The sequence below is a fragment of the Pseudomonas orientalis genome, from assembly GCF_001439815.1.
GTDB classification, from domain to species: Bacteria; Pseudomonadota; Gammaproteobacteria; order Pseudomonadales; family Pseudomonadaceae; genus Aquipseudomonas; species Aquipseudomonas orientalis.
The window spans coordinates 293,117-304,848 of record NZ_JYLM01000004.1; the positions used below are offsets into that span (position 1 = coordinate 293,117).

Here is an 11,732-nt window from a genome sequence, read left to right on the forward strand (position 1 = left end):
GACCCTGCCCGATGAGTCTGACTGGAGTTCCTCATGCTGCGTAGCTTTCTGATGCTGGCTGCTTTTTTCGGCTTCACCGGTGTCGCCCTCGGCGCCTTCGCCGCCCACGGCCTGAAGAACCGCCTGAGCGCCGATTACCTGGCGATCTTCCACACAGGGGTGACGTATCAACTGGTGCACGCCCTGGCGTTGTTTGGCGTGGCCCTGCTGGCCGCGCATATTCCAGGGCGACTGGTCACCTGGGCGGGTGTTTCGTTTGTCGTCGGTATTCTGCTGTTCTCCGGCAGCCTGTATGTGTTGACGATGACCGGGATCAGCAAGCTGGGCATCATCACGCCATTTGGCGGCCTGGCGTTCCTGCTCGGCTGGTTCTTCCTGGGCTTGACGGCGTGGCGTCTGCAGCTTTGACCGCTTGACGCCTGGAGCTGACCTTCAGGCCCCAATCGCGTTAGAATGCCGGCCCCTAAAAACGATGGCGGCCCGTGGCATGCGCATTCAGTTGAACGGCGAACCCCTTGAACTGCCCGACGGTGAAACCGTTGCGGCCCTGCTGGCCCGCCTGGATTTGACCGGGCGTCGTGTCGCAGTGGAGCTCAATCTGGATATCGTCCCGCGCAGTCAGCACGAAAGCACCGCGCTCAGCGACGGTGACCAGGTCGAAGTGGTCCACGCCATCGGCGGCGGCTAGTCGCCCCGGCTGTAACGCATTCTGCAGAACCTCACCCCATTACGAGGATTTCCCATGAGCATCGTTCGTAGCGACAAGCCCTTCGTCCTGGCCGGTCGTACCTACCAGTCCCGTCTGCTGGTGGGCACCGGCAAGTACCGCGACATGGAAGAAACCCGCCTGGCCATCGAAGCCTCGGGCGCCGAAATCGTTACCTTCGCCGTACGTCGCACCAACCTCGGCCAGATCGCGGGCGAGCCGAACCTGCTTGAAGTCTTGTCGCCGGACCGCTACACCTTCCTGCCGAACACTGCCGGTTGCTACGACGCCATCGAAGCCGTGCGCACCTGCCGCCTGGCCCGTGAGCTGCTCGACGGCCATAACCTGGTGAAGCTGGAAGTGCTGGCCGACCAGAAAACCCTGTTCCCCAACGTGATCGAAACCCTCAAGGCCGCCGAAACCCTGGTCAAGGAAGGCTTTGACGTGATGGTCTACACCAGCGATGACCCGATCATTGCGCGCCAACTGGCGGAAATCGGCTGCATCGCGGTGATGCCGCTGGCCGGCCTGATAGGCTCCGGCCTGGGTATCTGCAATCCGTACAACCTGCAGATCATCCTTGAAGAAGCCAAGATCCCGGTGCTGGTGGATGCGGGCGTGGGTACTGCCTCCGACGCCACCATCGCCATGGAACTGGGCTGCGACGCGGTGCTGATGAACTCCGCTATCGCCCATGCCCAGCAACCAGTCATGATGGCCCAGGCCATGCAACATGCAATCGTCGCGGGCCGCCTGGCTTACCTTGCCGGGCGCATGCCGAAAAAACTCTATGCCAGCGCCTCTTCGCCGCTGGATGGTCTGATCAAGTAAGAGCTATTGATGACTGAATCAAACGAAACGCCGAACACCCTGGAAGCAGGCGACGAGTCCAAGCACCGCCGCATCAAGAGCTTCGTGATGCGCGCCGGTCGCATGACCGAAGGCCAGCAAAAGGGCCTGGAGCAGGGCACACCGCTGTTCGTATTGCCCCTGGCCGACGCGCCGGTGGATTACGACCAGGTGTTCGGCCGTTCGGCCCCGCGCTCCCTGGAAATCGGCTTCGGCATGGGCCATTCCCTGCTGGAAATGGCTGCGGCCGCGCCGGAACAGGATTTCATCGGTGTGGAAGTGCACCGTCCAGGCGTCGGCGCGTTGCTGAACGGCGTGCTGACCCAGGGCCTGACCAATCTTCGGGTCTACGACTGCGATGCGATTGAAGTGCTCAACCGTTGCATCGCCGACAACAGCCTGGACCGGCTGATGCTGTTTTTCCCCGACCCATGGCACAAGGCGCGTCACCACAAACGCCGCATCGTCCAGGCGTCCTTCGCGGAACTGGTGCGCAGCAAGCTGAAAGTGGGCGGCATCCTGCACATGGCCACCGACTGGGAACCGTACGCCGAATACATGCTGGAAGTGATGAACGTCGCCCCGGGCTACCGCAACCTGGCCGAAGACGGCAAATGCGTGCCACGCCCGGCGGAGCGGCCGATCACCAAGTTCGAACGCCGTGGCGAGCGGTTGGGGCACGGGGTGTGGGATTTGAAGTTCGAGAAGCTGGCGTAATTCGCCCCTGACTTGAAATGCAATCAAATGTGGGAGGGGGCTTGCCCCCGATAGCGGAGTGTCAGTCGACATCTAAGTGACTGATCCACCGCAATCGGGGGCAAGCCCCCTCCCACATTTGGTTTTGTGTTGGGTTCGGGATCAGCGGCGGTCTGCGACTACGCCGATCAACACCAGCACCACCACCAATACCGGCGCCAGGCTGTAGTTATTGAACTGGCTCAGCCCCCGCACAATCCACGGCGTGGCATAGATCAGCGCCGCACCGCTGCCGATCAGGCACAGCAGGGCCATCAAGGGGACGCGCAAGGCGCCGGCGATACTGCCCAGGCGGGCTTCGACCCAGCCCTTGATATCGGCGCCGAACAGCACCAGCAGACAGCCGACCAGGGCCAGGGAGATTTCCGACAGGTTGCTACGGCTCCAGCGGGACACGGTGGCGAGCAGGTCGAGTACCAGATCCATTCGATTTCCTTAAAAAGCGTCAGCTCAAAAACGTCTGCAACAGGTCATTGAGAAAGAGTTGCCCGCGGTCGGTCGCCGCCAGGCGTGACGGTTCGACCCGCATTAAGCCACTTTGTTCGGCCTCGCGGCGGCCTTCGTCGAGGCTCGCCAGGTCAAGCCCGGTGCGCTCGGCGTAGAGCTTGGCATCGACCCCTTCGGTGAGGCGCAGGGCGTTCATCAGGAATTCGAACGGCAGCTCTTCGTTGGTCAGCTCTTTGGCCCCGGCCTGGAAGCTTTTGGCCGGGTTGAGGTAGTCCTTCGGTGCGCGGGTTTTCCAGGTGCGTACGATGCGTCCGTCGGGGTGGCTGAGCTTGCCGTGGGCGCCGGCGCCAATGCCGATGAAGTCGCCAAAGCTCCAGTAATTGAGGTTATGTCGCGCCGCGCGACCCGGTTGGGCGTAGGCCGACACTTCGTATTGTGCGTAAGCGTGTTCGGCGAGCAGCGCCTGGCCGGCTTCCTGGATATCCCACAGCGTATCGTCTTCGGGCAGCGCGGGTGGCTGGTTCCAGAACACGGTATTGGGTTCCAGGGTCAGCTGGTACCAGGACAGGTGTGTGGGCTTGAGCGCGATGGCTTGGCGCAGGTCGCTCAACGCATCGTCCAGGGATTGGTTGGGCAAACCGTGCATCAGGTCCAGATTGAAGTTATCGAACCCGGCCTTGCGTGCCATATCCGCTGCACGTACGGCTTCGTCGCCATTATGAATGCGACCCAGCGCCTCGAGTTTTTCCTGCTGGAAGCTCTGGATGCCGATGGACAGGCGATTGATCCCCAGCTTGCGGTACGCCACGAACTTCTCTTGCTCGAAAGTCCCGGGGTTGGCTTCCAGGGTGATCTCGATATCGCCGGCAAACGGGATGCGTGCCTCCACACCCTCAAGCAGGCGGCCCAACGCAACGGCGCTGAAGAGGCTCGGCGTACCGCCACCAAAGAAGATCGAACTCAACTCGCGGCCGTAGACCGCGTGCAGGTCCTGATCGAGATCGGCCAGCAATGCGTCCACATACTCTTCTTCCGGCAGCACTGTGCTGGCGGTGTGGGAGTTGAAGTCGCAATACGGGCATTTGCGCACGCACCATGGAATGTGGATGTACAACGCCAGCGGAGGCAGCACAGGCAAGGCTGCCCGAGGTGTTTGCGCGCCGCCGTGGATCAGCGGCAGCGCCGGGGTGTCGTGGGTCATTTCAAACCCAGGCGCTGGCGCAGCAACGCCATCGCGCGGGCGCGGTGGCTGATCTGGTTCTTGTCGGCCGGGCTCAGTTCGGCGCTGGAGACATTGCGCTCGGGCACCCAGAACAGCGGGTCATAGCCAAAGCCATGCTCACCGCTGGCCGCATGCAGGATGCGACCGTGCCACAAGCCTTCGCACAGGATCGGCAACGGGTCATCGGCGTGTCGCACCAGGGCCAGCACGCAGACAAACTGTGCACCACGTTCTGCGTCGGGCACGTCCTTGAGAGCGTCCAGCAACTTGGCGTTATTGGCTGCGTCGCCTTTGCCGTCGGCGTAGCGGGCCGAGTAGATCCCAGGTGCGCCGCCAAGAAAATCCACCGCCAGGCCCGAGTCATCCGCCAGGGCCGGCAGGCCGGAGATACGCGCTGCGTTGCGTGCCTTGAGGATCGCGTTTTCAACGAACGACAGGCCGGTTTCTTCCGGTTCGACCTGGCTGAACTCGCCAATCGAACGCAGTTGCACGGACTCACCGAGCATGGCCTGCAATTCCTTGAGTTTGCCGGCGTTATGGCTGGCCAGTACGAGTTGGGTAAGGTTCATCATTCGGCCGGAAACAGTTCCTGGTTGAATTGGAAGCCGTGGGCTTTGCCACCGGTTTCAACGTTGATGGTAAACGTCTTGTATTCCCGCTGGGTCACCGAGTAGGGCGCCAGGTAGCTGATGCCGCCTTTCTCTTCGATTTGCTTGAAGGTCAGTATCTCGCTCTTGCCGCCCAGGTCCTTGATGGTACCGGTCACTTGGGCCGCGACCGGGGTGACGCCCTTGATCACCGTCACATTGATCAAGCCCTTCTCCTTGCTGCGCACCACGCCGACTTTCTGGGCGGTTTCCGGCGGCAGGAAGCTTGAGGTGAAGGTGTTGTAGTGCACGGTGATATCACCGAAGTCTTTCTTGCGATTAGCGTCGATAGTGTCCGCGGCCATGGCGCTGGCGCCCAGGCACGCGGTCAATAGAAAAATAGCCAAGCGACTCATGAACGTCCCTCTTGAAAATGATTAGACGGCAATTTTGTGGTCGGTCAGGCCAGGGCTGCTGACCCGGTAGATACCGATTTCGCCCAACAGGTTGGGCCATAGCTTACTCGCCCAGCCGTGGCGGTGCTGTTGATCGACGGCAAGGCGGTTGATCACCTTGGCTTCACGCTCGCCACACAGGGCTTCGAAGTCTTCGAAGGTGCAAAAGTGAATGTTCGGCGTGTTGTACCAGGTGTAGGGCAGGAAGTCCGAGACCGGCATGCGGCCCTTGGTGGCCAGGTACCAGCGGCAGCGCCAGTGACCGAAGTTGGGGAAGGTGATGATGCACTGGCGGCCGACCCGCAGCATTTCATCGAGGATGCGGTCCGGGTAGTGCACCGCTTGCAGGGCCTGGGTCATCACCACGATGTCGAAGCTGTTGCTGGCAAAGTTGCCCAGGCCCTTGTCCAGGTCCTGCTCGATCACGTTGATGCCCTTGGCCACGCACTGGGCGATATTGTCAGGGTCGTTTTCCAGGCCATAGCCGGTGACTTGCTTGTTATCGCGCAGCCAGCTCAGCAGTTCGCCATCGCCGCAGCCCAGGTCGAGCACGCGGCTGCCGGCGGGGATCCAGTCTTGGATGATTTCCAGGTCGGCTCTCATGGCGTTCTCCCAAAGCGTAAGCAATTCATATAAGCGCTATTCGGTTCATGTAATTGCTGAACGCCTGCAGATAACGGGGGATCGGAATCAGGAAGGCGTCGTGGCCCTGCGGTGCATCGATCTCCAGGTAGCAGACGTCTTTCTTCGCAGCCATCAGGGCGTCCACCAGTTCGCGCGAGCGCGCCGGCGAGAAGCGCCAGTCGGTGGTGAACGACATCACGCAGAACTTGGCCGTGGCGTGTTCGAAGGTTTTCGCCAGGTCGTCGTCGTGGTTCGCGGCCGGGTCGAAGTAGTCCAGCGCCTTGGTCATCAGCAGGTAGGTGTTGGCGTCGAAACGCCCGGAGAACTCCTCACCCTGATAACGCAGGTAGCTTTCCACCTGGAACTCGACGCTGTGGAAGTCGTAATTGAGCTTTTCGCTCTTGAGACCACGGCCGAATTTTTCGCCCATGGAATCATCGGACAGGTAGGTAATGTGCCCGACCATCCGCGCCAGCATCAGGCCGCGCTTGGGGATCACCCCGGCTTCCTGGAACGAACCGCCGTGGAACTCGGGGTCGGTAAGGATGGCCTGGCGCGCCACTTCGTTGAAGGCGATGTTCTGCGCCGACAACTTGGGGGCCGAGGCAATCGCCAGGCAATGGCGCACGCGATTTGGGTAGGTGATGGTCCATTGCAGGGCTTGCATGCCGCCCAGGCTGCCACCGATCACGGCCGCCCACTGGTTGATGCCGAGCAGGTCCGCCAGACGCGCCTGGCTGTGCACCCAGTCTTCCACGGTGAGCACCGGGAAGTCGGCGCCGAAGGGCTTGCCGGTTTCCGGGTTGAGGCTGCTGGGTCCGGTGGACCCGTTGCAGCCGCCGAGGTTGTTCAGGCTGACCACGAAGAACTTGTTGGTGTCGATGGGCTTGCCGGGGCCGATGCAGCTGTCCCACCAGCCGGGCTTGCGCTCGTCGACCGAGTGGAAACCGGCGGCGTGATGATGGCCGGACAAGGCGTGGCAGATCAGCACGGCGTTGCTCGACGTAGCGTTCAGTTGGCCGTAGGTTTCATAGATCAGGTCGTAGGCCGGCAGCGAACGGCCACAGGCCAGCGCCAGCGGTTCGCTGAAGTGCGCCACTTGGGGCACGACCAGTCCAACGGAATCGGGGGGGAAGGCAGTTGGCATCGACCCTGCTCTCGTTTAAATGAGGCGTAAGTCTAAAGAGCGGGGCCCCCAGCGGCAAGCAATGGTCTGCGCGTATTCAATTCAATACGCAGATGCAAAATGTGGGAGGGGGCTTGCCCCCGATAGCGGTGAGTCAGTTACAGATAAGTTGACTGATCCGCCGCTATCGGGGGCAAGCCCCCTCCCACATTTTCATGCGTATTTTCAGATCAGGCCGAACAGCTCTTTTGGCATGAACGCATAGAACGCCAAGCGCGGAATCACCCAGCTCTGAATCAGCTGGATCGCGATAAACGCGAAGATCGGCGAGATATCCAGCCCGCCCAGGTTCGGGATCAGGCGACGGAATGGCGCCAATACGGGCTCGGTGATCTGATACACCAGTTCGGCACCCGGACTGCGGCTGCCCGGCGCAACCCACGACAGGATCACGCTGATGATCATCGACCAGAAGATGATCTTCAAAAACAGCGAGAAAATACCGATCAGCGCCCATGGCAACAGCAGCACCGTGAAGGCCTGGTAGCCATTGAGCATCAGGATCACCACGAACAGCAGGATCTGCAGCAGCAGTGCCAGTACCAGCGACGACATGTCCAGCCCGAACAGGCTCGGGATCACGCGGCGCAGCGGCTTGAGCAGCGGTTGGGTGGCCTTGACCACGAACTGGCACAGCGGGTTGTAAAAGTTCGCCCGCACCAGTTGCAGGATAAAGCGCATCAGCACGATCAGCAGGTACAGGCTGCCCAGGGTCTGGATGATGAAGACGGCAGCGTCATTGATTCCGAGCATGTTTGATTACCTTGGTAAGGGACGACTATTTGCCCAGTTGTTCGGCCATCTCGGCTGAACGATGTGCCGCGGCACCCAGTGCTTTTTCCACCAGGGCTTCAAAGCCCCCGGCCTGGAAGGATTCGATCGCGGCTTGCGTGGTGCCCCCCGGGGACGTGACCCGACGACGCAGCTCGGCCGCATCCACCTCGCTGGACGCCGCCATCTGCGCGGCGCCCAGGGCTGTCTGCTCGGCCAGTTGCTCGGCAACGTCGGCAGGCAGGCCCAGCTTCACGCCGGCGGCGGTCATGGCTTCGATCAGCAGGAAGAAATACGCCGGGCCACTGCCGGAAACGGCGGTGACCGCGTCCAGTTGCTGCTCCTGCTCCAGCCACAGAGCGATGCCCACGGCGGACAGCAATTGCTGGGCCTGATCACGCTGTGCGGCGCTGACTTCGGCGGTGGCGTACAAACCGCTCACGCCCTGGCGCAACAATGACGGCGTATTCGGCATGCAGCGTACGATTGGCTGGGCGCCGAGCCAGTTTTTCATGCTGGCACAGGTGATGCCGGCAGCGATGGACACCACCAGTTGATGGGGCTGCAGGCTCGGCCGCAGGCTTTCGCACACGGCTTTCATCGCCTGGGGCTTGACCGCCAGCAGGATCACATCGACGCCTTCGATGGCCTCGGCGTTGTCGGCAAAGGTTTCAATCCCGTGTTCGGCGCTGACCCGGGCGCGGGTCTCGGCGCCCGGGTCGCTGGCGCGAATCTGCGCAGCGTCCAGGCCCTTGGCACGCAGGCCGCCGATCAGGCTGGTCGCCATGTTACCGGCGCCGATAAAGGCAATACGCATGTCTTTCATGACAGGTCCTTAGCTAAATGAACGTCAGCCATTTCACGGCTGGCCGTAGTCGCGGGCGCCAAACAGCGCGGTACCGATCCGCACCCAGGTGGCGCCTTGAGCGATGGCCGACTCGAGGTCATGGCTCATGCCCATGGAAAGTGTGTCCAGTGGCAGGTTCAGGCTGCCTTGCAGCTCGCGTACCGTGGCGAACGCTGCATCTTGCGCCGCGCGATCTTCAGTCGGTTCGGGGATCGCCATCAAGCCCCGCAGCTTCAGGCGCGGCAGGGCGCTGATGGCGTGGGCCAGGGCCGGCAGGTCGGCGGGCGTACAGCCGGACTTGCTGGCTTCGCCACTGACATTGACCTGGATGCAGATATTCAGCGCAGGCAGGTCGGCAGGGCGTTGTTCGGACAGGCGTTGTGCGATTTTCAGGCGGTCCACGGAATGCACCCAGGCGAAGTTCTCGGCGATCGCGCGAGTCTTGTTCGATTGAATGGGGCCGATGAAGTGCCAACTCAAGGGCAGGTCGGATAATTGCGCCTGTTTGCCCAGGGCTTCCTGCAGGTAGTTTTCACCAAAATCATGCATTCCTGCGGCATAGGCTTCGCGCACGGCTTGCGCCGGTTTGGTCTTGCTCACGGCCAGCAGGTGGATGCCGCTTGCGTCACGCTGCACGGCGTCGGCGGCGGCGCGGATGCGCTGGCTAACCAGGCCGATGTTGTCTGCTATCGTCGACATTCAAGTTGCGCCCGTGGATATGGAGTCCGCGGCATTCTACTGGAAATGGAAAGCCCTATGGATATCACTGAATTACTCACCGCCAGCGTACGCCGTGGCGCTTCCGACCTGCATCTGTCGGCCGGCCTTACGCCGATGTTGCGCATCGATGGCGAGGTCTGGCCGCTGGATTGCCCGGTGCTGGCCGGGTCGCAGGTCGCGGATTTATTGAGCCCTTTGCTCAACCAGTACCAACAAAAGGATTTCGAAACATCTCTTGAAACAGACTTTGCCTTCGAACTGCCCGGCGTGGCGCGCTTTCGCGTAAATGTGTTCCAGCAGGAGCGGGGCGTGGGCGCGGTATTTCGCACCATCCCCAGCGACATCCAGAGCCTGGAAAGCCTCGGCCTGGGCGAGATTTTCCAGCGTATCGCACAGCTGCCACGCGGCCTGGTGCTGGTGACTGGGCCCACCGGTTCAGGCAAGTCCACCACCCTGGCGGCGATGATCGATTATCTGAACCGGCATCGACGCCAGCACATCCTCACGCTGGAAGACCCGATTGAATTTATCCACCGGCCGAAAATGGCGCTGATCAACCAGCGCCAGGTGCATCGCGATACCCACAGCTTCTCGGTGGCGCTGCGCTCGGCATTGCGCGAAGACCCGGACGTGATCCTGGTGGGCGAGCTACGTGACCTGGAAACCATCCGCCTGGCGCTGACGGCCGCTGAGACCGGGCACCTGGTATTCGGCACTCTGCACACCACCTCGGCGGCAAAGACGGTAGACCGGCTGGTGGACGTGTTCCCGGCCGGGGAAAAGGCCATGGTCCGCTCGATGCTGTCGGAGTCGCTGCAGGCGGTGGTCTCCCAAGTGCTGGTCAGGAAGATCGGCGGCGGACGTGTCGCAGCTCACGAAATCATGCTGGGCACGCCGGCCATTCGTAATCTGATCCGCGAAGACAAAGTGGCGCAGATGGTCTCGGCGATCCAGACCGGCGGGGCGTTGGGGATGAAAACGCTGGATATGAGCTTGAAGGCGCTGGTGAGCGAGGGGGTGATCAGCGCGCAGGAGGCGCGGGAGAAGGCCAGGGTGCCGGCAGACATATAGATCGTAAGACCCACACAAAACAAATGTGGGAGGGGGCTTGCCCCCTCCCACATTTACTGCATTTCAGCCTGGAATCAGCGCTGCACGATCCGCAGGTTGTTGTTCTGCTCTTTGGGCAGTACCCGCTTGGCGATCACGTAGTTCTTGTCCCAGAACGGCTTTTTCAGCGTATCAATGCTTACCGACTTGCCACGACGCGGCGCGTGGATAAAGCGGTCGTTGCCCAGGTAGATGGCAACGTGGTTGACCTGGCGGCTCTTGAGCTTGAAGAACAGCAAATCGCCCGGCTTCAGGTCTTTGCGATCCACTTTCAACCCGTGGCCGGCCGCCATGGCGTTGGACGTACGCGGCAAATCCACCGCCTTGACGTCGTTGAATGCATATTTCACCAGTCCGCTGCAGTCGAACCCTTTACTTGGGCTGCTGCCGCCCCAACGATAAGGTGTACCGAGCACGTTTACGGCGCGGCTCAGGACGTTGCTGCTTTGTTTGGTATTCACGGCCAACTGGGTGGAAAGCGTTTTGCCGTGTGCCTTGCTCAGTTGAGTCGGGCGGCTGACGGTGGGCTTTGCCGATTTTGCGGTGCTGGGCGTGCTATGAACTTTAGGGGTAAAACCGTTAACGTTTGGAAGACGTTGCTCACGATTGGTGGCGTGGGCGGCCAGTGGCATTAATAGGCAAATGGTTAGCCATGTCTTGATAAATGGTCGCATTAGGCGTGGCTCATATGGGTTTGCGCGCAACTTTATAACAGCTTTTTGTGCCGTTCTCAGGCCGTTTGTCGACTGAACCTTGGGGTCAAATTCGGAAAAAACGCGACGATTCGCCGCAATTGTCCGACACAAGTCAGGTGGCATAAGGGTTTGAGGGCAGAACGATACCATTTACCGTGCGTCGGGCGAACGTAAAAAAGTCACAAAAAAAATGAACAAATTTATCTATCGAGTGAAAAGAGGTCCTTCATGAACACCTATCAACAGGTTGCTTCGCAGCAAGACACCCACAGCAAGGTGATCGGTTACCTGCTGTGGATTTTCGGTTTTACCGGAGCGCATCGCTTTTATTACGGCAAGCCGGTCACCGGGACGATCTGGTTTTTCACCTTCGGCCTGCTGGGTATTGGTTGGCTGATCGACCTGTTCCTGATCCCGGCCATGGACCGTGAAGCCGACCTGCGTTTCACCGCCGGGCCCATCGAATACAACGTGGCCTGGATTCTGTTGGCGTTCCTGGGCGTGTTCGGCGTGCACCGGATGTACCAGGGCAAATGGATCACCGGTCTGATCTACCTGCTGACCGGTGGTTTGTTCCTGATTGGGGTGCTGTATGACTTCTGGACGTTGAACAGCCAGATTTCGATCCGCAATGCCGAGCGCAATGGCGGGCGCTGATCTCCCATCCCTATAGAGAGCCAAATGTGGGAGGGGGCTTGCCCCCGATTGCAGTGGGTCAGCTACAGATAAGCTGGCTGATCCACCGCTATCGGGGGCA

16 protein-coding genes are annotated in these 11,732 nt (G+C 60.9%); 6 read left to right on the plus strand and 10 right to left on the minus strand.

Going from position 1 to position 11,732, the window contains the following annotated elements:
- Positions 1 to 33 precede the first annotated feature (33 nt).
- The 4 genes from TU82_RS12580 to trmB all read left to right on the plus strand — a co-directional run bounded on the left by TU82_RS12580 (position 34) and on the right by trmB (position 2,272).
- Positions 34 to 408, plus strand: a complete 375-nt coding sequence (locus tag TU82_RS12580; RefSeq protein WP_057723506.1) for a DUF423 domain-containing protein — start codon at positions 34 to 36, stop codon at positions 406 to 408.
- A 79-nt stretch (positions 409 to 487) separates the two neighbouring features.
- Positions 488 to 688, plus strand: a complete 201-nt coding sequence (gene thiS, locus TU82_RS12585; RefSeq protein ID WP_057723507.1) for a sulfur carrier protein ThiS — start codon at positions 488 to 490, stop codon at positions 686 to 688.
- 54 nt (positions 689 to 742) lie between these two features.
- The gene (locus tag TU82_RS12590; RefSeq protein ID WP_057723508.1) at positions 743 to 1,537 is read left to right on the plus strand and encodes a thiazole synthase; all 795 of its coding nucleotides are present in this window, start codon (positions 743 to 745) and stop codon (positions 1,535 to 1,537) included.
- Between the two features lie 9 nt (positions 1,538 to 1,546).
- Positions 1,547 to 2,272, plus strand: a complete 726-nt coding sequence (gene trmB / locus TU82_RS12595; RefSeq protein WP_057723509.1) for a tRNA (guanosine(46)-N7)-methyltransferase TrmB — start codon at positions 1,547 to 1,549, stop codon at positions 2,270 to 2,272.
- Positions 2,273 to 2,413: 141 nt separating this feature from the next.
- On the opposite strand, the gene TU82_RS12600 is transcribed toward trmB, so the two are convergent.
- From TU82_RS12600 to TU82_RS12640, 9 genes are all read right to left on the minus strand, one after another.
- A complete protein-coding gene (locus TU82_RS12600; protein ID WP_034133991.1) occupies positions 2,414 to 2,737 on the minus strand; it encodes a DUF3392 domain-containing protein in 324 nt (107 codons plus the stop codon).
- 19 nt (positions 2,738 to 2,756) lie between these two features.
- On the minus strand, positions 2,757 to 3,959 hold the full coding sequence (gene hemW / locus TU82_RS12605; protein ID WP_057723510.1) for a radical SAM family heme chaperone HemW: 1,203 nt from the start codon (positions 3,957 to 3,959) through the stop codon (positions 2,757 to 2,759).
- Positions 3,956 to 4,552, minus strand: a complete 597-nt coding sequence (gene rdgB, locus TU82_RS12610) for an RdgB/HAM1 family non-canonical purine NTP pyrophosphatase (protein ID WP_005792276.1) — start codon at positions 4,550 to 4,552, stop codon at positions 3,956 to 3,958. Before rdgB ends, hemW begins: the two co-directional genes overlap by 4 nt.
- On the minus strand, positions 4,549 to 4,983 hold the full coding sequence (locus TU82_RS12615) for a DUF4426 domain-containing protein (RefSeq protein WP_057723511.1): 435 nt from the start codon (positions 4,981 to 4,983) through the stop codon (positions 4,549 to 4,551). Before TU82_RS12615 ends, rdgB begins: the two co-directional genes overlap by 4 nt.
- A 21-nt stretch (positions 4,984 to 5,004) precedes the next feature.
- Positions 5,005 to 5,625: a methionine biosynthesis protein MetW gene (gene metW / locus TU82_RS12620; RefSeq protein ID WP_016972957.1), complete on the minus strand. Its 621-nt coding sequence runs from the start codon at positions 5,623 to 5,625 to the stop codon at positions 5,005 to 5,007.
- 25 nt (positions 5,626 to 5,650) lie between these two features.
- Positions 5,651 to 6,793, minus strand: coding sequence for a homoserine O-succinyltransferase MetX (gene metX / locus TU82_RS12625; protein WP_057723512.1), 1,143 nt, complete (start codon positions 6,791 to 6,793; stop codon positions 5,651 to 5,653).
- 204 nt (positions 6,794 to 6,997) lie between these two features.
- Positions 6,998 to 7,585: a YggT family protein gene (locus TU82_RS12630; protein WP_057723513.1), complete on the minus strand. Its 588-nt coding sequence runs from the start codon at positions 7,583 to 7,585 to the stop codon at positions 6,998 to 7,000.
- Between the two features lie 25 nt (positions 7,586 to 7,610).
- The gene (proC, locus tag TU82_RS12635; protein ID WP_057723514.1) at positions 7,611 to 8,429 is read right to left on the minus strand and encodes a pyrroline-5-carboxylate reductase; all 819 of its coding nucleotides are present in this window, start codon (positions 8,427 to 8,429) and stop codon (positions 7,611 to 7,613) included.
- A 33-nt stretch (positions 8,430 to 8,462) separates the two neighbouring features.
- Positions 8,463 to 9,149 (minus strand): YggS family pyridoxal phosphate-dependent enzyme, encoded by a 687-nt coding sequence (locus TU82_RS12640; RefSeq protein ID WP_057723515.1) that lies wholly within the window; start codon positions 9,147 to 9,149, stop codon positions 8,463 to 8,465.
- A gap of 57 nt (positions 9,150 to 9,206) precedes the next feature.
- On the opposite strand from TU82_RS12640, the gene TU82_RS12645 reads away from it, so the two are divergent.
- Positions 9,207 to 10,241 (plus strand): type IV pilus twitching motility protein PilT, encoded by a 1,035-nt coding sequence (locus tag TU82_RS12645; RefSeq protein ID WP_057723516.1) that lies wholly within the window; start codon positions 9,207 to 9,209, stop codon positions 10,239 to 10,241.
- A 74-nt stretch (positions 10,242 to 10,315) separates the two neighbouring features.
- Here the strand turns inward: TU82_RS12645 and TU82_RS12650 are convergent, their stop codons facing one another.
- Entirely contained in the window at positions 10,316 to 10,954 is a 639-nt protein-coding gene (locus TU82_RS12650) for a C40 family peptidase (protein WP_057723517.1), read from the minus strand.
- 249 nt (positions 10,955 to 11,203) lie between these two features.
- On the opposite strand from TU82_RS12650, the gene TU82_RS12655 reads away from it, so the two are divergent.
- The gene (locus TU82_RS12655; protein ID WP_057723518.1) at positions 11,204 to 11,632 is read left to right on the plus strand and encodes an NINE protein; all 429 of its coding nucleotides are present in this window, start codon (positions 11,204 to 11,206) and stop codon (positions 11,630 to 11,632) included.
- The last annotated feature ends 100 nt before the right edge of the window (positions 11,633 to 11,732 follow it).